Genomic DNA, 20,183 nt, shown 5'->3' on the forward strand with positions numbered 1-20,183 from the left:
CGGTGTGTTGTGGGCGATGTTGCGTGATGGGCGGCCGTACGACTCCGGTCCGCCGGTTGCGCAGGTGGCTTGACTTCTTCATTAAGACACCTGCGACCCCAGGGCGGAGAAGAACGCCACGACCCCGTTCGCGGCGCCGAGACCAAGGGCGGCGCCCGCCGCGACGACCGCGCCCTTCTTGCCGTTGGCCTCGGCCTGGTGGCCGCCGGTGTGGTGGCCCCACGCCCACACGCCGAGGGAGACGGCGAGCGCGCCGACCACGGCGACGATCGCGAACAGGTTGATCGAGTTGACGACGTTCTTGAGCACGGCGAGGCCGGGCAGGCCACCGCCCGAGGGCGTGATGCCGGGGTCGTAGGCCAGATACTGCACGGTTTCGAGCAGGTGCAATGAGGCTCCTTGGGCACGCCGAAGCCCGGCGCGCGGGAATCACAGAAAGGGGGAGGGGGCGAGGCAACTGCCTCGAGAAGGAAGGCCGACAGCGGTGCGGGAGACGGCTGGTCCGGTCGGCGCCCGCGTTGGGGCGGCGTGGCGTGCCCGAGGTCACGCAGGTTTCGTGCCGAGGCTGGACGAGGCCACAGGTCGGGCCGGGGCCGCTGTCGATGGCGCTTCGGCTCAGGCTCCGAACCGGCTGCCGGGGTGCACTACTTCGGGATCGACGGCTTCGGTGCCGGGTTGGTCCTGTAGGGGTTCGCGCAGTTGTAGATCATGTAGCCGCGGACCTTCTTGCCGTCGGACTTCCGGGTGACGGTGCCGTGGGTGTACCAGGTCTTCTCGGCCTTCTTGTAGGCCCACTGGTCGTAGACGACCTTGTCGTGCCGGTAGCCGATGCCCACGACGGTGGACGTCTTCGACGGGACCTTGCGGATCTTGACCGCACTGCAGCTGATCGTGGTGGTGCCGGTGTCGTACGCCTGTGCCGTGCTGGCGGTGGCCAGGCCGCCGGCGGCGACGGCCAGGCCCAGAGAGGCTGCCGCGAGGGCGCGCTGGGTGCGGTGGCGGGTTATCAAGTAGGTGCTCCGTGTTGTCAGGGGAATGAGAGTGGGCAGGACGGCGGGTCCTGCGGGGCCCGTCCGAGGTGAGTGCGGAAGAGGTCCCGGGGGGTATCCCGGTCAGGGGGGTGTGCCGCGCTGCCGCGCCCCGACCGGGGGTCAGGTGACGCGGCGGGCGGCGAGGATGTCCCAGTCCGCGAGCGGCGTGATCCGCACAGGCTTTCCGGTACGGGGGGCCTCGATCGCGAGTCCCGAGCCGATGTACATGCCGACGTGTTCGGGGCGGGCGGCGCTGCCGCGGGAGAAGATCAGGTCACCGGGCTTGAGTGCCTTGGGGGACACTGCCTTGCCCTCGTTGACCTGGGTGTACGTGGTGCGGGTGAGCTGGACGCCGGCGTGCTTGTACGCCTGCTGGGTCAGGGAGCTGCAGTCGCAGCGGCCCATCGGGTCGGGGCCGTGCGGCGCGGTGCAGGTGCCGCCCCACTGGTACATCGTCCCGAGCTGCGCCATCGCCCAGGCGATCGCCTTGCGCGCCTTCGGATCGGCGTCCTTCGGGATCGCGTAGCCCTTCGGTACCGGCCCTTCCGGGATGGTGCCGTACCCGGAGCCGTCCTCGGACGCCGCACAGGGCGCGGTACTGGAGGTGGTGTTCGTCTCGCTGGTGTCCTGGTCGGCGTCGGGGAACGTCGCGGCGATCGCCTTCTGGAGGGCGGTCGCCAGCTCCTCCCAGTCGGCGTAGGCGTCGGGGTAGCCGGAGCGCTGGACCTTCTGCGCGGCCTGGGCGACGGTCAGCTGCTGCCAACCGTCCACCGCGAGCAGGTGCTTGTAGAACTCCTCGCTCGCGTAGACGGGGTCGTGGATCTCCGTAGCGGTGCCCCAGCTCTGGCTCGGCCGTTGCTGGAACAGACCCAGCGAGTCGCGGTCGCCAGAGTTCAGGTTGCGCAGCCGTGATTCCTGCATCGCGGTGGCAAGCGCGATGATCTGGCCCTTCTTAGGTACGTGGAGGCCGATCCCGGTGGCCACGATCGTGCGGGCGTTGGGGATCTGTTCCTCGGGCAGGGACAGGCCCTCGACGTGCACGTCCTTGGCGGTCGCACCGTTGAGGATCTTGGTGACCTGCTCGACGACCGTTTCGGTGTCGACGTCGCCCACGCAGCTGAAGGACGAGTAGGTGGTCTGGGCGGCCTCGCTGCTGGTGGCCATCAGCATGGCCGTGCCAGCGAGGAGGAGAGGAGAGAGGACGAAGACGCCGATGCCGGCGGCTACGCCCTTCAATCGGGGACGCCTCCCGGGCGGCCGTCACGAGCCGGAGACCGGTGCGCGGGCAGGGGAGGGTAGAGCGATGTCACAACGAGGTCCTTGGTGAAGTCCCGGCGGCGCGTGCGTCGTTGAGGAAAGGGCGCGACGGCCGGGTGGTGGGTAAATCGGGGCCTAGGTACACGTGCGCGAGTTGCCGCTCGCACCGGCACGGGGCGTCGGGTCAGGTGTGCCAGGGCATGGGGATACCTCCACGAAGGCAGGGGCGGGGATGCGCCATCGGCGTGGTCCGCCGGGCAGTTCCAAAACACTAAGGGCGGATCCCCGGTTGCCGAAATCGTCTCTGATCAAGGCTCTCTTTCGGGGTTTTCGGCGGCGATAGCGCTCAACCGGGGATCGTGCCCTACAGTTTTGGCTCCTCCCCCTCGCCCCCGCCGCTGCGCGGCCCGCAGTGCCTTCCTGCCCGCATGCGGTCCCGCGGGTTATCCAGGCGGGCCGGAGCGTCTCTCCCTCACCTCACCCGACCCGAATTGGGGTATCTCTTTGCCTTTTTCCCTGCACCAGGGCGACGCGCTCGGCGTCCTCGCCGAACTGCCGGACGACTGCGTCGACTCCGTCATCACCGACCCGCCGTACAACAGCGGCGGGCGAACGGCCAAGGAGCGCACCTCCCGCAGCGCGAAGCAGAAGTACACCTCCGCCGACGCAGGTCACGAACTGCCGGACTTCACAGGCGAGAACATGGATCAGCGGAGCTACGGCTTCTGGCTGACCCAGATCATGACCGAGGCTCACCGGCTCACCAAGATTGGCGGCACGGCGCTGCTGTTCACCGACTGGCGGCAGCTGCCGATCACCACGGATGCCATCCAGGCCGCCGGCTGGCTCTGGCGGGGCGTGCTCGCCTGGCACAAGCCGCAGGCCCGCCCCCAGAAGGGCCGTTTCACCCAGAACTGCGAATTCGTCGTCTGGGCCAGCAACGGACCGGTCGACGCGTCCAGGAACCCGGTCTACCTGCCCGGCCTGTACAGCGCCTCGCAACCGTCGGGCAAGAGTCGGCAGCACATCACGCAGAAGCCCGTCTCCGTAATGCGTGAGCTGGTGCAGATCTCCCCGCCCGGCGGCACGGTGCTCGACTTCACCTGCGGCTCGGGCTCGACGGGAGTCGCGGCCCTGCTGGAGGGCCGTGATTTCATCGGCGTCGAGAAGACCAAGCACTACGCCGAGATAGCCGCCGACCGTCTCACCGAAACGCTGCAACAGACGTTGTCCCAGGACGACTTGACCCTCACGTCCTGAGCCCTGTTGTGCAGCGCGGTACGGCCTGTGGTGCGTGGCCCGTCATGCCATGGCCGTGCCGCGCGGGGCGTTATAGCAGCAAAGTCCCGGTTACCGAAACCGGGGATTCTCCGGATGGTTTGAGCCGCAATTCACGCCCAACGGCCGCGGCTCAAGGAGGCCCCTTTTCGTGCCTGAATCCATAAACCCCCCGGAGGGCGGGGAGACGGAACCGGTCCGGCTGCCGGAGTCCGATCTGGAGAGCATTGAGGCGAGCGTCCGCAAACTGCTGGACCAATCTGCCGAGCAGGCCCGCCAGCTCGACAGCCTCGCCTCCGCACCGCCGCCCACGGACTCACCGTTCGGCGCCTTCGGCATGCCGGGGTTCGCGGGCCTGCCGCCGCAGCCCGCCCCGCCGGAGCCCCGCCCGATCCTGGAGCTGGAGGGCGAGGAGTACGAAGACGAACTCGACGCGCTGTCGGACTGGGTGGATGACTTCCTCGTCCGGGTCTACGGGGCGGAGGTCACCACCGCCGCCCCGTGGTGCGAGCAGTGGCAGGAACACGCCGACGTCGTCGCCTGGCTCCACGCCCTGTGGCTGGCCTACCAGCAGCACAAGGATCCCGAGGCAGGTCTGTCCGGCCTGTTCGTCTGGCACCGGGACTTCCTCACCCACGCCATGGCCACCGTCAGGGCTGCCGGCGGGCCGCTGTCCGCGTGCATGACCGATCCGGACCGCCCCGCCCACCGCCTGCTGCCCGGCCCGCCGCCCTCGAGCCGGACCACCGCCGAAACCGCAGAGTCCGACGAGAACGGCACACCCGGCCAGGGGGCCGGATGAGCGGCCACGACCGGCCCGCCTTCGGTCTCTCCCTCGACCCGCGGGCCCTGAACGACCTTCTCCAGGCCCCCGCAGACATCCGTGACCTGGCGCTCGCCCAGCTGCAGGAGGTCGTCAACGCCCGCCTGTTCGGCGCCAAACTCACCCGCGATCTCGCCGGATGCCGCAAGGTCTACGTCGATCACCGCAATGCGTGGCGCATCGTCTACGCCCAGCGGCCGGCGCCTGCCAACTCCACGCACACCACCGAGATCCACGTCGTGGCCGTACGCCCGCGGGAAGCCCACGACGTGTACGACACCGCCCGCGTCCGCCTCGGCCTCACCCGACGGCCCCTGGGCGAGCGCACCCACGCGGCCCGCACCGGCTCACCGCAGTTGGGAGCGCGCCAGCCCATCCCCAAGCCAGGACCACCGCCCTACGCGATGCCCGGCCTTCCGCGACCCGCACTGCCCCCGACCCTGAAGGGCCCCATTCGTTGACGCAGTTCCCCACCCTGATCGACCAGGTCGCCGCCGCCGTACTGGCGCCGGCCGAGGTCACCGAGAACCCGCACCACCGCGCCATCGTCGATGTGTTCGTCGAGATCCAGGACCTCGACCGGCATCTCGCCGCCCTGTCCGGCGCCGACCGTCCCGCGGACGTCACCGCCGCCGAGCAGCTCGACACGCTCACCGACCTGCTGATCGAACGCATGGCAGCCGGAGCCGAGTTGAGCGCGCTGCTGTCCACCTCCTGCTGCTGCGCGGCTGCGTACGAGCCCGCACCGCCCAGCGAGTACGAGCCGGTGGAGGACGAAGAGCCCGACTTCGATCCGGACCTCGATCCCGACTTCGAGGGCTTCGAGGATCTGGAGGGTCCCGACGACTTCGACGGCCTCCACGAGGCCACGTGCGAGGAGTTCCTGACCTGCCCGAGCCGGCCGAGGACGATTGTCCACGCCTGCCTTGACATCTTCGACGTCCTGGGTGCAGCGGAGTATGTGAGCACCGCGGAGCTGGTCACGCGCCTGCGCGAGCTGCCCGGCGAGGCCGATGGACGCTGGCGTTACGCCGACCTCACCCCGGTCCGCCTCGCTCTGCTCCTGCGCCCCTACGGCGTCCAGTCCCGCAAGCCGCGCAACGTCGACGGCAGCCGCTACCGGGCCTACCGGCGCGGCGACCTGCAGGCCGCCCGCCCGGACTGCTCCTGCTGACCCACCCCGCCCTCGCGCGTACCCGCGAGGTGACCGCGGCGGACTGGGACCTGGTCGCCGCCTTCCACGCGCAGTGTTCCGAACAGAACCTGCTGCGCCGCTGGGGCCGAACCCGCCTCACGCCCCGCGACCTGACACGGCTGCTCGCCCAGACGCAGTGCTGGATCGGACTCGACGCAGACGAGCGGCCACTGGCCCTCCTCTGCCTCGGGCCCGTCAGCCGGGAGCCGGGCGTCGTCGACCTCGGACTGCAAGTCGCCGACGACCACCACCGCCGCGGCATCGGAACGGCCCTGGCCCGGCAGGCGGCCCGGATCGCCCGCACGCGCGGGGCACACACCCTCACCGCGTTCACGCAGGCGTCCAACGCGCCGATGCTCAGGCTCCTGGAGCGCCTGGGGCCCACCCGGCGCACCCGCGACGGCCCCTACGTCGAGGTCCGCATCGCCCTGGACGCGTGCGCCTCGGACACTCTCCCGCACACAAGAACCGCTCCGACATGAGCTCACCCCTCGCACCCTCGCCCGACCGCCACCCGCGCACCGTGCTCGACCACAGGATCGAGACGGCCGCAGGGTGCAGCATCGAGACGCTGTGGCGGCACCGCGAGGCCGGTCTCCTCGACGCACCGCACTCGGCCCTGGCGGACGCCCACCGCGACCTCGTCCGGGCCGAGCGGGACGTCACCTTCCACCGCGCCCGTCTCGCCCGCCTGGTGTCCGGCGAGTTCCCCGTCGATCAGGCGCTGTTGGCCCGAATCGAGCGCACGGTCGACCAGCTCGCGCGCACCATCGACGAGCGCGACACCGAGCAGGCCCGGGCCGCCGCCGCGCTGGAGCCGATCGAAGCCGCCGCTCCGCGAAGAGCGCCACGGCAGGTGCCGACGAAAGACTTCGCGGCCCTGCTCGCCATCGCCCAGGGCGCCAAACTGCACGAGAACCTCCTCACCCACCGGCTCGCCGTGGCCACCCCCTCCCGCACCCGCATCTCCTACGCCCAGCTGCAGCGCCTGCAGGCGAGCGGCCTCGTGGACCGCGACACCTCCCACCCAGTGCACGCCGGCCAGCCCGTCACCCTCACCGACGCCGGCCGGGCCGTCCTTGCCGCCCCGCGCCCCGCAGGCCCGCCCGGCACCACGCCGTCGCCCCGGCCAGCGTCATCACGCGCTCCCGCACACCTGCGTCGCTGAACAGCTCAACACGCCCAGCCCACGGCGCCCATGGCGTCGTCGCACCGAAAGCACCGATGCCCACCCATGAACCGGATTTCCGCCTCGACGGATATGAGGCCGTCAACGACCACGTCGCCGACCAGTTCTGGCAGCACATCACCATCGAGCAGGACATGCTCACCCTGCTGGCCGAGCACCACACCGAGGACGGCGGGCACAGCTTCTACGTGATGCACAACCGCGCCGTCACATGGGGCATCCCCGGGGAACCACAGATCGTCGCCCTGCACCTCAAACGCGACTCGGCGGCGCGCACCTTCCGCTTCACGCACAAGGAACTGCCGCTGCCGTCCATTGCCCAGTCCTGGCTGATCGCCCGCGGCTGCCCCGAGGACAAGATCCTCCTGCCCGACGGCATGGGCACCGCACCCGCCAACCAGGCCACCCGTGCCCTGGAGAAGCGACTGCGCAGCGACGGCGACCATTTCGCCCTGCTGACCAGCTACACGCACGACGCCGAGCCGATCGAGACCACCGTGCTGCTGCGCGCCATCGACGAGAAGGCGCCACTGCCGTTCCGGGTACTGCTCGAAGAGGTCGACACCGACGCGTGGACGCACACCCTGCGCGAGGGCGCCTTCGCCACCTTCGAGGCAGCCACCCAGTGGTGGGAAGCGCACTGGAACGGCGAGGCGATCCCGCTGCCGGCCGCGTCACCGCCAGCCAGCCACACCACCGCTCCGGGTGTCCCCGCACTGCCCGCGCACCCCGCTCCACCGCGCGGTCCCAGCCGCTGAATTCGCGGCTACCCACCGGCTTTCCCCTTCCCCGTCCGGTGAAATGCCGTCTGCCCTGAGCTAGGCGGTGCGGAACGTAGCACGCAATCCCCGGTTACCGAAACCGGGGATTCTCCGGACTCTTGTTCTCGGCCCGCACGGCATCAGCCCGGGTCCGTTTCCGCATTCCCTTCCCTATTCTCGTGGAGGTCAATTCCCCATGCGCACCAGCCGCATAGCCGTCTCCGCCGCTGTTCTCGGCGCGCTCGCTCTCCCGCTCATCTCCATCCCCACCGCCAGTGCCGCAACCACCGTCAGCAGCTGCTCGGCAAAGCCGCTCCCGTACAAGGTGCACGCGAAGGCTGTAACGATCCGCTCCAAGGCGTCCTCCAAGTCCGCGGCGCTCGGCGTGCTCTACCGCAGCCACAAGTTCACCGTCCACAAGAGCAGCGGGAACTGGCGCTACATCACGGACAAGACCACCGGCGTAAAGGGGTGGGTGTCCGGAACGTACGTCTACCGCGACACCGCCATGTGCCTGGACTAGCAGACCGGCCCGCAATTCCCCTCTTCGGCATCCGGGTTCGCGGACCGCTCCCGCACGGACCGGATTTGCAGTGAATTTTTCCCGCTCCCGAACAGCGAATGAAAGGAACTTCTCCGTGCCCGAGTTCAGCGAGGACGTGATGGGCGTCGTCACTGAGCGGATCGAGGACCGCTTCCAGATGCCTCTCGCCGATCTGCGCCGGGCGGTTCAGGCGGCACCACAGGCCAACCCCGATGCCACCAGTGTCGTGCACTGGTACGGCCTGCTCGCCGAAACCCAGGACGCACTCGACACCGCGGAGGACGCGCTTGTCGAGGCGCTCGGCACGCACCCAGGCGAACTCGACGACGCTGTCATGGAGTTGGCGCACCTGGTCAACGCCGCTGTCACTGCACGTGATGGTCGCGTGATGGTCGTGAACTACCTCCTCGACCCCCTCGCCCCTGGCAAGCGCGGGCCTGGCGCCTGGCGTGGTGCCGGCCCCGCCGCGCGCCGCGCTCCGGCGCTGCCCACCGCGGCGCCCGCGCTGCCCGGCGAGCGGGGTATCCCGACGCACGGGGTGACGCGATGAGCGTCATCGACAAGTCCACCAGCCGCGACACCGCGCTGGTGGAGGCGTTCGGTGCCTCCGTCGCCGAGCTGTATGCGCAGGCAGCCCATCTTGAGGTCTGCGCCGCACTCCACCGCGCGCTGGAACTGCGCAGCTTTCTCGCGGTCGCCGAGGAACAGGTCGTCCGCGTACGTGATCGCGTCCACGCCTCGATGTCCTGTGACCGCGACCTGGGCGACCTGTCCGCCGAGGACCTGCGCTGGGACGCCCAGTGGCTGGAGGCTGCGCTGGCCGGCCGGGACGGCTACGTCGCCGCCCTCGACGACCTCCTGCGGACCATGCCCGCTCCCGATCAACGCCCCGTGCAGCCGGTGCAGTTCGCCCAACCGAAGATCACCGCCACTGCTCCGCCCGCCCCGGCAACCGTCCGTGCCGGGGCGGTGCGGACCCACCGTCCCTGAAAGCCCGCCGATTGCCCGAGCCCGACGCCACCGCCCACGCCATCTCCGAGATCATCGCCCAGCGCATCGAGGCGCTGTACGAACGGCCGCTCGGTGAGCTCGAAGCGCTCGCCGACAGCACCCCCGATGCCACCCTGCTCGCCGCGCTCACCGGCAGTCACAGCGATCTGGCGCTCGCTGAGCGCAACATCGCCTTCCAGCTGGAGAGGCTGCGCGAACTCATCGCCCCTGAGCGGGAGATCGGCCGTTTTGCCGCCGGTCACATCGTCGACTGCGCCCGCCGCATCGCCGAGTCCGTCGCCGCCCGCGACGCCTACGCCAAGAACACCGGCGCGGTCCTGGCAGGACTGCGCCGCGCACCGGCCCCCGACACCCCACCGCCGGCTGTGCCCGTACCCGCCGCCCCGCAGGCCGCCGCCTCCCGCACCCGCTGATCTGCCCGCACTGCTTGAGGAGCCCCATCCTTGGCCACCACCGCTCAGCCCCCCACCACCCCGAACGACTGCTCCAGCGTCACCAAGACGCTGGATCTGCTCGCCCCGCGCTGGAGCGTGTGGGTGCTGATGACCCTCTCCTCCCAGCCGCTGCGCTACGCCGAGATCAAACCCCGGCTGCCGTGGCTCGCCGACGGCCAGCTCCACCCCCGGCTGCGCCACCTCACCAACGCCGGCGTGGTCGAACGCACGGAGTACGCCCCGCGCCACGTCACTTACGGCCTCACTGGCCGCGGTGCCGAACTGCTCCCCGTCCTGGCTGTGATCGCCTCTTGGGGCGACACCTACCTGGAGAAGCAGCTTGTCACCAGCAAGGCCACCGGCGAGCTGGAGCCCGAGCGGATCCCCCCGGCCCAGAACATCGACGACACGATCACTCTGATCGCCCCGCGGCACGCCACCCCGATCCTGATGACCCTGCAGGCCCGGGGCCGTGCGAGCGCCAAGGCCCTGGCCACCGAGGCTATGCCTGGATACGGGCTGACTGCTGTCTACAAGCCCCTGGACCGACTGGTGGCCGACGGCCTCGTCACGGCCACAGGCAGCGGCGACTTCCAGCTGTCCGCCAGCGGCCAGGCACTCGCCCCCGTCTTCCAGGCCATCACTACGTGGGCTGTCCTCCCGTCCGCCGAGGCCGACCCGCTTCGCCGACCGGGGACCGCCCCGTCCCAGACCCGCTCCGGCACGTGGGCGACCACGCCGACGCGCCTGCCGGCACCCGCCATTCCGGCCGCACCGTCTGCCGGCCCTGCCCTGGCCACCACCCCGCCGCCGGACGGCCCGGCGTGGAAGGCCAACGACCTCTTCTCCCACCAGATACCCGCCCGCCCCATCACCCCGGCAGGAGGCCCGCGCCGATGACAGCCGCCCTGCCCACCAGCGTCCTGCGCCAACGCCGCGCGATCCGCACCCTGACCCTGCCCGGCCTAATACGCCTGATCACCGAGATCGACGACAACGGCCCCATCAGTCGCCAACGCGGCAGCCTGCAGGGCGCCCTCGGCGACCTCACCACCGGACAACTGCGCCACGCCATCGACACCGGACGTGACCTCGGCCTCATCCACGCCCGCGGACACGCCTTGGCCCGCTACCAGCTCACCGCGAGCGGCAAGGACCTGGCCGAGGTGTACGACACCGCAGCACGCTGGGCCCGAACCAACCAACTTCCCAGCCGCACCAGTGACTTCGTCGCGCGCGTCCAGCACGCCTTCCAGATGCAGGACGGCGGCCCGGGGCAATCCGGCGCAGCGACCGAACCGTCGGCTCCGCGAGCGGCGCTGTCCGAGTGGCTTACGGCGTACCCCCGCGTCCTGCACCAGGACATCGCCCGCTCCTCCTGTGCGGCGGAGGAATCGGGGCGCGCTGCGTGAGATCCCGTGTCGGACCCTGGCGTGCCCGTCGCCCGGTCCCCACTCTGCTGCGCGGCATCTACCTGCCGCGCAGCACGGACGCTGCCGCGTTCGCCATGGCCACCTACGGCATCCCGCTGCTGGTACTGGCCACCACCAACTCGGCCGCCCTGACCGGCCTCGCGTTCGCGCTGGAATGGGTGCCGAGACTGGGTTCGTTCGCCTTCGCAGGGGTTCTGGTCGACCGCCACGGGACCACCGCCGTGCTCCGTTTCGCCTCCGCGGGCCGGGCCGTGGTTGTCCTGGCCACCGCGTTCATCTTGCCAACGCAGGCGGGCCTCAGCGCGACGGTCACCGTCATGCTGCTCGCCGCGTCCACCGGGATCCTCACTGAATGCTCCTACATCGCGGCCGAGACCGCGGGCGGAGTCGCCGGCCGCGAGGCCGGCGCCCGCGCCCACCGCGTTCAGTCGGTGCTGCTCGGCATCGACCAGTTCGCCACGCTGGTCGGCCCCGCACTCGCCGGGTTGCTCCTGCAGCGGGCCGGCGCCACCGGAATGCTGATCGTGATCGCCGTCTTCTCGCTGCTCACCAGCGTCTTGGCCCCGCGCCAGCGCCACCGGAGCAAGCCCGCCGCGCCGCAGCCCGTCCTTAAGGGGCTGCACACCGGCTGGTCGACCCTCCGCGCGCTGCCGGCCCTCGGCTGGCTGGTGACCGGACTGACCGTCTCCAACCTGACCGTCGGCCTGCTGCAGGCCGCCACCCCAGTGATCATCGTCAAACAGCTCGGACACTCCACGGCCGACGTCGGGCTCATCTGGTCGGCAGCCGCCGTCGCCTCTCTCCTCGCGGTCGCCCTGTGCCGCCGGGCGATCGACCGCTTCGGCCTGTGGCCGGTCGGCGCCGTGTCCGCCACGATCGCCGCCTTGGCATGCTTGGCTGTCTCCTTCGCCGACACCTACGGCAGCTATCTCACCCTGATCGCCGTCCTCATGGCCGGCGAGGGCGGCATGACCGTCGTGCTGCGCACCCTGCGCTCCCGCCTCATCCCCGCACCGGTCTTCGGCGCCACCCTGTCGCTGACCATCCTGCTGCTCCTGCTGCCCTTCCCCCTCGCCGGTGTCCTCGTCGCCACCGTGCCGCCCGCCCAACTCGGCCACGTGATCACCATCTGCGCCGCACTGCAGGCGCTGGGCCTAGTCGCCGCCTTCGCCCGGCTGCGCAGCACCCCCGCCCTGCGCACCTCCTGCGCCTGACCCGCCCGGTCACCCTCCCGCTCACCACCGGAGACCGCCGCCATGCCCACGTCCCACACCCTTGCCGACCCCCCTAAGCCCTGCCGGTAGCCCGAGCGTCGTTTCGAGCGGGCTCGCGCCCGACGCTGACCGACCGGTTCTTGGCCTTCGATGCTGAGCATCCGTACGTCTACAGCGCCCTGGAGCGCCTGACGGCCGACCGACTCGCCGCCGGCGCCATCTGGGTCGGGCTCAAGGCGTTGTTTGAGGACCTGCGCTGGCAGCTGCCCGCGGGCGTGCGCGGACTGAACAACTCCTTCACCGCTCTGTACGCCCGCAAGTTGATCGAGGACCACCCCCAGTGGGCGTCTGCCTTCGAGCTGCGACGCCGCCGCACCGCCTGCCCCAGGCGCCCTGCCTCAGCTCTTCGTTCCCCCGCACTGTTTGGAGCCTTGTTGTCCTCTCGCCCCGTCGTCCTGGTCGTTGCCGCCTCAGACATGGAGGCCCAGGCGTATCGCGGCACCTGCCTTCAGAGCGTTGCCGCCCACTACGACGTCGTTCTGATCTCCGGCGCCGCGCCGACCTGGGAGAAGGAGTTCCTCCTCGACTACGAGGTCGCCGACCCCGCCGATCAGGCGGCGCTGACCGCGGCCGGGCACGCGCTCGCGGATCGGCACGCGCTGGCCGGCGTGATGACGTGGACCGAGTGGTATCTCATCACCGTCGCCCGCCTGGCCCGCCGGCTCGGCCTGCCCACCACCGCTCCGGAGGCCCTCCAGGGCTGCCGCAACAAGCACACGAGCCGCAGCCTGTTCGCCCGCCACGGGGTGCCCTCCGCCGCCTCCGTCAGCGTGCGCACCGAGCACGAGGCGACAGATGCCGCCCGGCGCATCGGCTTCCCCGTCGTCCTCAAACCCGCCGCGCACGCCGCGAGCATGGGCGTCATCCGTGTCGACACCGCCGACCAGCTGCAGGCCGCGTACGCCTTCGCCGCCAAGACCGCCAGCCACGGAGTGGAGAGCACCCAGGTCCTGGTCGAGGAATATCTCGACGGCCCGGAGGTGAGCGTCGAGTGCGTCACCCACCAGGGACAGACCACTGTCGCCGCTGTCACCCGCAAGACCGTCGGCATGCCGCCCCACTTCGAAGAACTGGCGCACCTGGTCGACGCGAACGACCCGCTCCTTCCCACCGTGGCCCCGGCCGCCGTCGCGGCCATCGACGCCCTCGGTGTCACCGACGGCGTCAGCCACGTCGAGATCCGCGTGGTCGACGGCCGCCCCCGCCTCATCGAGGTCAACGCCCGGATCGCCGGCGACATGATCAGCCACCTCGTCCACCTGGCCACCGGCGTCGACCTTGCCCGCGCCGCCGCAGACATCGCCTGCGGACATACTCCCGACCTGACGCCGACTCGCCACCAGGCCGCGGCGATCCGCTTCATCTACCCGGCCTACTCCGGCACCCTCACCGCCCGCTGTGTCACGAAACCCACCGGGGGAATGGAGCGCGTGCGCTTCCAGCGACAGGCCGGCGACCAGCTCGTGCTGCCGCAGGACGGGGGCGATCTGTTCACCGCTCGCATCGGCTACCTGATCACCACCGGGCAGACCGCCACCATCGCCCAAGCCCGCGCCCAAGAGGCGTACCGCAACCTCGACGTCCAGGTGGCTGCGGTCGCGCAGGCGGCCCCGGTCACCCGGGAGCACGCCGCGTGAACCAGACCGCGGGGCCCGAGCTGGCGCGCAGCCGCCGTCTGCTGACCGGGTACTTTGCCGGCTTGGGTGTGGTGATGGCCGTCTGGGGCGCACGCATGCCCGCCGTTCAGAACACCGCCGAGGTGAGCACCGCCGGGCTCGCCCTGATCCTGCTGGCCGCTGCCCTCGGCATGGTCGCTGGACTCCAGACCGGCGGACGCCTCGCCCACCCGGCCCGCCTGCCCGCACTGCTGACCGGCGGTGCCATCGCTCTCGCCGTCTGCCTTGCCGTCCTCGGGGTATGCCGCAGCCTGGAGAGCCTCCTGGTGGCGGCGTTCGTCTTCGGCGCCGCACACGGCGTCCTCGACGTCGCAGTCAATGCCGCTGCGGTCCGCTGCCAGAACGCTCACGGCCGCCCGATCATGGGCCGGTTGCACGCGAGTTTCAGCCTCGGCGGACTCACAGGCGCCGCGCTGGCCTCAGCCACCGCCCACACCCCGCACACCGTCCTGTTCGCCGGCGTCGCAGCCACCGCCGCCACGGCGGCAGGTGCAGCGACGCGCCTTACCCGCTGTCTCGCCAGCCCTGGACTCGAGCCCGTCCACAACCGTGTGGCACCGGGCTTGGACGAGCGCGGGGGGCTGTCGCGGCCCCGGTTGTGGCTGCTGGGCGCACTGGCGGCCGGAACCCTGCTGGGCGAGGGGGCCGCTGCCGACTGGGCTGCCGTCCACCTGCACGACCTCGGTGCGACCGCCGCGACCAGCGCAGTGGCGTACGGCGTCTACAGCGCCGCCATGGCCGCCGGTCGCCTCGCCGGAGACCGGCTCACCGCCCACTTCGGCGCTCCCGCTGTTGTCCGGGCCGGCGCCGCCCTGGCCGCGCTCGGCCTCGCAACCGGGCTTGCTGGCTCCACCATCGCCTTTGTCCTCCTGGGGTGGGCGGCCTTCGGCCTGGGGTTGTCCGTCACCATCCCCAGCCTGATCACCGCCGCAGGCATCGGCGGCCCCCGCGCGGTCGCCACCGTCGCGGTCACCGGTTACGTCGGCCTGCTTGCCGGCCCCGCCCTCATCGGCGCCCTCGCCACCCTCACCGCCCTGCCGATCGCGCTGCTGCTGCCCGCCCTCCTCGCAGCTGCCGTCGCCGCCCTGTCCCGCAAAGCTCTGGAGACCGCCCCTTGACCAGCACTTCCCTCGCGCCGACCGGTGTGGACGCCTTGATCATCGACTACAACGGTGTTCTGGGCCGACAGCCCACCCCCATCATGTGGACCCGCCTCGCCGACCTCGCCGAGTGGCCCGACCGACACCTCCCCTCCTTCCAAGAAGCCTTCTGGGCCCCCCGGAACGCGTACGACGCAGGCGAACTGAGCGATCTCGCCTACTGGGCGAAGGTGCTCGGGCACCATCCCGGCGCGCGGTGGCTGCGCACGCTGCGGGCCGCCGATACCGCCATGTGGACCCGTACCGACCCCAGAGTCCTCGACATCCTGTACCGCGCCCGAGCCGCGGGGCTGCCTCTGGTGCTGCTCTCCAACGCCCCGGCCCATCTCAGCGACGTCCTGGACGCCACCGACTGGCGGCGCGATCTGATGAGTGACGCCCTGTACTCCGCCCGCCTGGGCCGGTGCAAGCCCGATTCGGCCGCGTACGAGCACGCCCTGGCGGCCACCGGCGTCGCCGACCCGGGACGCGTGCTGTTCGTCGACGACCGCGAGGACAACTGCCGGGCCGCCGCCGAGTTGGGCCTGCGCACCCTGCACTACGCCGGCCAACCCGCAGACCTGGAACACCAGCTGCTGCCCGCACTTGCGAACAGCACGCGTACCTGACCAGAACCGCGTGCTCATTCCCCCAGCCTCAACCTCAGGACTTTCGTGCCCGACACCGAAGAGATCGACGGCGACAACTACGTATCCCCGCGCTACCTCGCAGGCAGCACTTGCGACGCAGACCCCGCGCTGGAGCCGCTCCTCGCGCTTGGCTTCGACCTCCATCACGACAACCTCGCCAACGCCTACGTCACTGCGCCCGACCACCGCGTCCGACTCGGATTCCTGCCCGAGGGCGACGACGACGGACTGTGGCGGATCAACGCCTACCGCGACCGCTTCGCCCCGCCCGCGTGGGGCGTCAGTTTCAACGACACCGCACCCACGGAGTTCGTCACCGCCTTCACCACCGCCCTCGCTCAGGCGTACACCGCCGGTCCCGACATCTACCTCGCCGAGCCCGACCTCAAGGACCCCGAGCTCGGCGCCTTCGACGCCGTCGTCCCGCTCATCAAAAACGGCTGGCAGTTTCAGCACCCGCGCTGGGGCGTGATGGAACTGCAGTCCCCGGACGGGATGGCCACCTGTGAGTACACCACCGGCCGCCTCGACCCGGAGAAGGAACTCATCACCCTGGAGGCCCGCTGGCACCTGTGGGGCGGACCGAAGAACGGGTATGCCCGCTGGTACGCCACCGCCACCACCAACACACCCACCGCTCTAGTGAAGGCCATCACCCAGACCGTGTCCGACCCTGCGCCCCTGCCACGCTGGAGGGACTCGATGCTCCCTGGGCTGCGCGAGGCCGCACAGCTCACTCCCGTCACACCGCCCGCGCCCCCAGTTCCCACCCCGCTCGACGTCCAGCGCGCCCTCACCCGCCGACCACCGGCACTCGGCACCCGCAGCGTCCCACGTTGGAGCACGGCCACCCTTCCTCCGGCGCCCGCCGCCCCACGCACGGCAGCGCGCCGCTGATTCGCCGATGCCCACGACCAGTAATTGCAACATGCCTACGTGCACAAGAACGTGGCCGCACCCGTCTGGTCCGCGTGGGGCGGGCCACCGGATCACCCGCTGTGGAACGCCACGTTCTCCTCCGCCGTGCCCGCCTCCCTGGTCGCGGCGTTCGCCTCCTCCCTGGCCTCACCCGTGCCGCTCGCCCGCGCCGTGTGGAACATCCCGGCGGCACCCGCCTCCATCTCACCCTCCCAGCCGCTCTGACCGATGCCGCCGCGCGCCAGGGCCGCCCGGCACAGAGCCGAGCGTCGCCACCCTCGTCGCCGACTCTGCCGTCCGCGCACGCCAGGGTCAGCGCCCCGGGCACGGGGCCCGCGCCGACTGTCCGTCCCGCCCCGTCGGCGGCCGACCCAGGTAGCCGCCCCGCAGAACCGTCCGCTGCCGAGGAGCACCACCACCGTTGTCCCTGCACGCCCAGCACTTCTTCACCGACCTGCTCGACCTGCCCGTCCGCGAACGACGAGTGATCGGCGACGCCTGCTACGCCGTCGTCTCGCCCGACTCCCCGCTGCGGCTGCGCATCGAGTTCGCCCAGACCATCCGAGAACGTGAGTACGGCGGACTGCGCCTGAACATCCTCCACCCGGACCGCGGCGCCCTCGACCACGTGTACCTGTCCTTCGCCGACCACGGCACGTTCGCCGTCCGGGACACCCGCCTCGGCAAACAGCCCGGACATGACGGCTACGGCGTCGTACGGGACTGGCACCACGACGACACCTCACCCTGGATCGGCGCCGCCGTCATACCCCTGAGCCATGCCATCCAGGACTACCTGAAGGTCTGGACGCCCGAACCGTCCCCAACCAGCAGCGCCGACAGCGCACGGCGGCGACCGGCTCAGCTCGATACGGATCCTGAGCCGTCCCGGGGATGCTGGCTCACAGACGCCGACTTCCTCACCCGCCTCCACCAGGCCACGCCCCTCTGGCTGGACATCGTCGACAGCGTCCTCGACGACGGACTTCCCCTCACTCAAGCACTGACCGGCAGCCGCGAGCACCTTGCCCAACTGCTCGACATTCCACCGGCATTCGGCCTCCTGATCGAAGCCGAGGCTGCGGCCCGGATCGTGCATGCCGCCGGCCTACCGGCGGGCACACAGCGCGGTGCCTCCGTCGCGCAGGGCCTATCGCACATCGCGGCGTTGCCCATCGAGGACCAACACCACCTCATCCGGGCCGCCGCCCGCGGAAGCACGATCGACGCCCCCGCGCACCTTCCAGGGCAAACCCGTCTGACCCCGCCGCCCCAGCCGTCGCCGGCCCGTACCCGCTGACCGGCATTATCCCGCTTGCACCGACGGGCATCCCTGCCCGCGTCCCCTCCAGGAGAGTTCCTTCTTGCCTACCCGTTCCGCCCGCCGCCTGTCCGCCGTGGCCGTCACCGTTGCCACAGTGACCGGCGCGGTGGCCTTGGCCCCAGCCGCTTCCGCGAACACCCCCGAGCCGACCCCGTCCACGTCCATCACTCCGCTGAGCGCGGCCGGGAACGGCGGCGTCACCATCCTGAAGAAGGACCCGGGCGGCGATGTTGTCGCCGGCGCCACGTTCAACCTGCTCGACTCCACCGGCAAGCAGGCCGCCAGCGGCACCACCGACGCCGAGGGCCAGCTGACCTTCCAGGACCTCCCGCCTGGTGTCTACCGGCTCAAGGAAGTCTCCAGCGGCAGCCCGCTGCACGAGGTCGTCGACGACCAGGACGTCATCGTCACCCCCGGTGCCGACACTCCGCTGACCATCATCGACCCGTTCAAGCCCGCCTCAGTTCGGCTGAAGGCCAAGGACGACAAGACCGGCAAGCTGCTGGCCGGATCCACGGTCAACATCGGCAGCGGCGACAAGACCATCCTGACGCTGACCACCGGCTCCGACGGAACGGCCAGCGGCAAGCTGCCCATCAACTCCCGCACCGGCAGCGACTTCTGGGCCAAGCAGGTGAAGGCTCCCGAGGGCTATGAGATCTCCAAGCCCTCGAAGGCGTTCAAGGTCAAGCCGGGCGCCCCCGTGACCGTGACTGTCACCAACGCCAAGAGCGCCACCACCCCGCCGCCAACGGAGAAGCCGACCGACAAGCCCACCGACAGGCCGAGCGACCGGCCCACCCCGGACAAGCTTGGCCAGGAAGAGGACACCTCGACGCCGTCTGCCTCGGGCACACCGACCTCCGACGAGACCGCGTCGAGCACCGTGGCCCCCGCCCCCGCGGGCTCGCTCGCGCACACCGGCGCCGGCGCCACCCCGTGGCTGATCAGCGGCGCCGGAGCCCTGATCGCTGCTGGCGGAGGCGCCCTCTTCGCGGCCCGTCGCCGACGCGCGGACAACTCCACCGACGACGGCTCCACCACGAGCTGACCTCACCCGCTTCACTCCGCAAAGCCCCCGGAATCGGATCGTTCGATTCTGGGGGCTTCGTCGTGGGCGCTTACGTGGGTGTAGCGTCCACGGCCTCGTGCGCACCGATTCCAGCGGAAACGCCGGAATCCGGACTTGGCGCCCACTCGTTCCGTCGGTCGGGCATGCGCAGAAATGGCAGTAGCGGTTTCCGCCGGGATGAGAATGATCAGTCAGAGCTGTCCGGAGACGGTTCGTCACAGATCCTGGCCAGCAGGTCACTGCAGGATTCGCGCCACAGCTTGTGCTGCTGCTTCTCTAGGACGTGGCATGCATCGTCCATCGGGAACCCCGTACCCCCATACGGAGTCGGATCCTTGACGCGTCCAAGAAGGTTCTGCAAGGCGGCCTTCGTGGGCAGCTCGCGGAACTCGGTGCGTCCTGGGGGACTGCGACGGTCGTACCGTCCCAGGAGTGAGAGAGTGGTCCACCCTGCGTGAGCATGGGCTCGCGGCTCGGCGTCACCAGAAGATCTCGCCACCCTCGTTCCAGCCGCACTGTGTGCACCGCACCCCCGCGTACAAGTCATCACGAGAGTGGTTCACCTCGCTCCACCCCTCCAGTTTTGAGCTTGGCGCCCCACACTTGAGGCAGCCCACGGCCACGCCGTATCCGTGGAAGTACTGGTAGTCGAGGCCCGATTCCTCGACGGTCTGCTGCATGGTCTTGACTAGGTCGGCCTGGAATTCGATACCTACGAGTTCCCGCGCGGCGCGATCTACATCGTCGTCCGTCATGGAGACCCACATGATCCGCCGCAGGAGAGCTGGCAGCGGGGTCTCGTCGAGGAGTACCGGAATGACCCGGAGCGAGTCATCGTCCAGGCTGCGTGTCAGGGCGGTCTCCCACTCCGTGTTCACCCACCGAGACTTCGAGGCGTTCTCGGACCAGAAGACCATCACGGTGTCGACCACGCTCAGAGCCTGGTTGACCTTGCCGGGGATGGTGTCTCCGGGGCGGATCTCCCAGGAGTCAAACCATACGTCGACACCAAGCAGCCGCAGCCGGGCGGCGAGCGGCTTTACCGCGGGCTTGTCGCGGTGGTTGTGCGAGATGAACGCGCGCATGAGCTTGAGCTTCGCAGCTCCGATATCTAATCGTCAAATAGACGAAAAGGGCCGAGTCTGACACACGTTCACCGAGGCGGTCACGGCCT

Annotated in this window: 25 protein-coding genes; 21 read left to right on the plus strand and 4 right to left on the minus strand. The window is 70.4% G+C overall.

Features of this window, described 5'->3' with window-relative positions:
• Positions 1 to 81 precede the first annotated feature (81 nt).
• From ACFY1E_RS47445 to ACFY1E_RS47455, 3 genes are all read right to left on the minus strand, one after another.
• Positions 82 to 390, minus strand: coding sequence for a DUF6112 family protein (locus ACFY1E_RS47445; RefSeq protein WP_389088738.1), 309 nt, complete (start codon positions 388 to 390; stop codon positions 82 to 84).
• 254 nt (positions 391 to 644) lie between these two features.
• Positions 645 to 1,010: a hypothetical protein gene (locus ACFY1E_RS47450; RefSeq protein WP_389088741.1), complete on the minus strand. Its 366-nt coding sequence runs from the start codon at positions 1,008 to 1,010 to the stop codon at positions 645 to 647.
• 141 nt (positions 1,011 to 1,151) lie between these two features.
• Positions 1,152 to 2,267: a C40 family peptidase gene (locus ACFY1E_RS47455; RefSeq protein ID WP_389088743.1), complete on the minus strand. Its 1,116-nt coding sequence runs from the start codon at positions 2,265 to 2,267 to the stop codon at positions 1,152 to 1,154.
• Positions 2,268 to 2,792: 525 nt separating this feature from the next.
• Between ACFY1E_RS47455 and ACFY1E_RS47460 the strand changes: the two genes are divergently transcribed.
• The 21 genes from ACFY1E_RS47460 (at position 2,793) to ACFY1E_RS47560 (ending at position 18,988) form a co-directional block, all read left to right on the plus strand.
• The gene (locus tag ACFY1E_RS47460) at positions 2,793 to 3,548 is read left to right on the plus strand and encodes a DNA-methyltransferase (protein ID WP_389088746.1); all 756 of its coding nucleotides are present in this window, start codon (positions 2,793 to 2,795) and stop codon (positions 3,546 to 3,548) included.
• A gap of 169 nt (positions 3,549 to 3,717) precedes the next feature.
• Positions 3,718 to 4,368 (plus strand): DUF4913 domain-containing protein, encoded by a 651-nt coding sequence (locus ACFY1E_RS47465; RefSeq protein ID WP_389088748.1) that lies wholly within the window; start codon positions 3,718 to 3,720, stop codon positions 4,366 to 4,368.
• Positions 4,365 to 4,850 (plus strand): hypothetical protein, encoded by a 486-nt coding sequence (locus ACFY1E_RS47470; protein ID WP_389088751.1) that lies wholly within the window; start codon positions 4,365 to 4,367, stop codon positions 4,848 to 4,850. Before ACFY1E_RS47465 ends, ACFY1E_RS47470 begins: the two co-directional genes overlap by 4 nt.
• The gene (locus tag ACFY1E_RS47475; protein ID WP_389088754.1) at positions 4,847 to 5,563 is read left to right on the plus strand and encodes a DUF3631 domain-containing protein; all 717 of its coding nucleotides are present in this window, start codon (positions 4,847 to 4,849) and stop codon (positions 5,561 to 5,563) included. The genes ACFY1E_RS47470 and ACFY1E_RS47475 overlap by 4 nt, the downstream gene beginning before the upstream one ends.
• A gap of 29 nt (positions 5,564 to 5,592) precedes the next feature.
• Complete coding sequence (locus ACFY1E_RS47480; RefSeq protein WP_389088756.1) at positions 5,593 to 6,066, plus strand: GNAT family N-acetyltransferase; 474 nt, start codon at positions 5,593 to 5,595, stop codon at positions 6,064 to 6,066.
• Positions 6,063 to 6,752, plus strand: a complete 690-nt coding sequence (locus tag ACFY1E_RS47485; protein ID WP_389088759.1) for a hypothetical protein — start codon at positions 6,063 to 6,065, stop codon at positions 6,750 to 6,752. The genes ACFY1E_RS47480 and ACFY1E_RS47485 overlap by 4 nt, the downstream gene beginning before the upstream one ends.
• A 56-nt stretch (positions 6,753 to 6,808) precedes the next feature.
• A complete protein-coding gene (locus ACFY1E_RS47490; RefSeq protein WP_389088761.1) occupies positions 6,809 to 7,531 on the plus strand; it encodes a hypothetical protein in 723 nt (240 codons plus the stop codon).
• Between the two features lie 199 nt (positions 7,532 to 7,730).
• The gene (locus ACFY1E_RS47495) at positions 7,731 to 8,057 is read left to right on the plus strand and encodes an SH3 domain-containing protein (RefSeq protein ID WP_389088763.1); all 327 of its coding nucleotides are present in this window, start codon (positions 7,731 to 7,733) and stop codon (positions 8,055 to 8,057) included.
• A 115-nt stretch (positions 8,058 to 8,172) separates the two neighbouring features.
• A complete protein-coding gene (locus tag ACFY1E_RS47500; RefSeq protein ID WP_389088765.1) occupies positions 8,173 to 8,628 on the plus strand; it encodes a hypothetical protein in 456 nt (151 codons plus the stop codon).
• Complete coding sequence (locus ACFY1E_RS47505) at positions 8,625 to 9,068, plus strand: hypothetical protein (protein ID WP_389088768.1); 444 nt, start codon at positions 8,625 to 8,627, stop codon at positions 9,066 to 9,068. Before ACFY1E_RS47500 ends, ACFY1E_RS47505 begins: the two co-directional genes overlap by 4 nt.
• A gap of 11 nt (positions 9,069 to 9,079) precedes the next feature.
• Positions 9,080 to 9,502, plus strand: a complete 423-nt coding sequence (locus ACFY1E_RS47510; RefSeq protein WP_389088770.1) for a hypothetical protein — start codon at positions 9,080 to 9,082, stop codon at positions 9,500 to 9,502.
• Positions 9,503 to 9,532: 30 nt separating this feature from the next.
• A complete protein-coding gene (locus ACFY1E_RS47515) occupies positions 9,533 to 10,423 on the plus strand; it encodes a winged helix-turn-helix transcriptional regulator (protein WP_389088772.1) in 891 nt (296 codons plus the stop codon).
• The gene (locus tag ACFY1E_RS47520; protein ID WP_389088774.1) at positions 10,420 to 10,935 is read left to right on the plus strand and encodes a hypothetical protein; all 516 of its coding nucleotides are present in this window, start codon (positions 10,420 to 10,422) and stop codon (positions 10,933 to 10,935) included. The genes ACFY1E_RS47515 and ACFY1E_RS47520 overlap by 4 nt, the downstream gene beginning before the upstream one ends.
• Positions 10,932 to 12,170, plus strand: a complete 1,239-nt coding sequence (locus ACFY1E_RS47525; protein WP_389088777.1) for an MFS transporter — start codon at positions 10,932 to 10,934, stop codon at positions 12,168 to 12,170. Before ACFY1E_RS47520 ends, ACFY1E_RS47525 begins: the two co-directional genes overlap by 4 nt.
• Before the next feature lie 476 nt (positions 12,171 to 12,646).
• Entirely contained in the window at positions 12,647 to 13,867 is a 1,221-nt protein-coding gene (locus tag ACFY1E_RS47530; protein WP_389088810.1) for an ATP-grasp domain-containing protein, read from the plus strand.
• The gene (locus tag ACFY1E_RS47535) at positions 13,864 to 15,024 is read left to right on the plus strand and encodes an MFS transporter (RefSeq protein WP_389088778.1); all 1,161 of its coding nucleotides are present in this window, start codon (positions 13,864 to 13,866) and stop codon (positions 15,022 to 15,024) included. Before ACFY1E_RS47530 ends, ACFY1E_RS47535 begins: the two co-directional genes overlap by 4 nt.
• A complete protein-coding gene (locus tag ACFY1E_RS47540) occupies positions 15,021 to 15,674 on the plus strand; it encodes an HAD family hydrolase (protein ID WP_389088780.1) in 654 nt (217 codons plus the stop codon). Before ACFY1E_RS47535 ends, ACFY1E_RS47540 begins: the two co-directional genes overlap by 4 nt.
• Positions 15,675 to 15,719: 45 nt before the next feature.
• On the plus strand, positions 15,720 to 16,592 hold the full coding sequence (locus ACFY1E_RS47545; protein ID WP_389088782.1) for a DUF317 domain-containing protein: 873 nt from the start codon (positions 15,720 to 15,722) through the stop codon (positions 16,590 to 16,592).
• Positions 16,593 to 16,631: 39 nt separating this feature from the next.
• Positions 16,632 to 16,838, plus strand: coding sequence for a DUF317 domain-containing protein (locus ACFY1E_RS47550; protein ID WP_389088784.1), 207 nt, complete (start codon positions 16,632 to 16,634; stop codon positions 16,836 to 16,838).
• Between the two features lie 196 nt (positions 16,839 to 17,034).
• Positions 17,035 to 17,913: a hypothetical protein gene (locus tag ACFY1E_RS47555; RefSeq protein ID WP_389088787.1), complete on the plus strand. Its 879-nt coding sequence runs from the start codon at positions 17,035 to 17,037 to the stop codon at positions 17,911 to 17,913.
• A gap of 64 nt (positions 17,914 to 17,977) precedes the next feature.
• The gene (locus ACFY1E_RS47560; RefSeq protein ID WP_389088789.1) at positions 17,978 to 18,988 is read left to right on the plus strand and encodes a collagen binding domain-containing protein; all 1,011 of its coding nucleotides are present in this window, start codon (positions 17,978 to 17,980) and stop codon (positions 18,986 to 18,988) included.
• Positions 18,989 to 19,488: 500 nt separating this feature from the next.
• On the opposite strand, the gene ACFY1E_RS47565 is transcribed toward ACFY1E_RS47560, so the two are convergent.
• Positions 19,489 to 20,094, minus strand: a complete 606-nt coding sequence (locus tag ACFY1E_RS47565) for a toll/interleukin-1 receptor domain-containing protein (RefSeq protein WP_389088792.1) — start codon at positions 20,092 to 20,094, stop codon at positions 19,489 to 19,491.
• Positions 20,095 to 20,183 lie beyond the last annotated feature (89 nt).

This window comes from Streptomyces sp. NPDC001604 (genome assembly GCF_042893475.1).
GTDB lineage: Bacteria > Actinomycetota > Actinomycetes > Streptomycetales > Streptomycetaceae > Streptomyces.

Excerpts from the sequence above, each read along its gene's own strand:
- ACFY1E_RS47565 (WP_389088792.1), bottom strand. The coding sequence starts at position 20,094 with ATGCGCGCGTTCATCTCGCACAACCACCGCGACAAGCCCGCGGTAAAG.
- ACFY1E_RS47520 (WP_389088774.1), top strand. The coding sequence starts at position 10,420 with ATGACAGCCGCCCTGCCCACCAGCGTCCTGCGCCAACGCCGCGCGATC.
- ACFY1E_RS47485 (WP_389088759.1), top strand. The coding sequence starts at position 6,063 with ATGAGCTCACCCCTCGCACCCTCGCCCGACCGCCACCCGCGCACCGTG.
- ACFY1E_RS47530 (WP_389088810.1), top strand. The coding sequence starts at position 12,647 with ATGGAGGCCCAGGCGTATCGCGGCACCTGCCTTCAGAGCGTTGCCGCC.
- ACFY1E_RS47495 (WP_389088763.1), top strand. The coding sequence starts at position 7,731 with ATGCGCACCAGCCGCATAGCCGTCTCCGCCGCTGTTCTCGGCGCGCTC.
- ACFY1E_RS47505 (WP_389088768.1), top strand. The coding sequence starts at position 8,625 with ATGAGCGTCATCGACAAGTCCACCAGCCGCGACACCGCGCTGGTGGAG.
- ACFY1E_RS47470 (WP_389088751.1), top strand. The coding sequence starts at position 4,365 with ATGAGCGGCCACGACCGGCCCGCCTTCGGTCTCTCCCTCGACCCGCGG.
- ACFY1E_RS47490 (WP_389088761.1), top strand. The coding sequence starts at position 6,809 with ATGCCCACCCATGAACCGGATTTCCGCCTCGACGGATATGAGGCCGTC.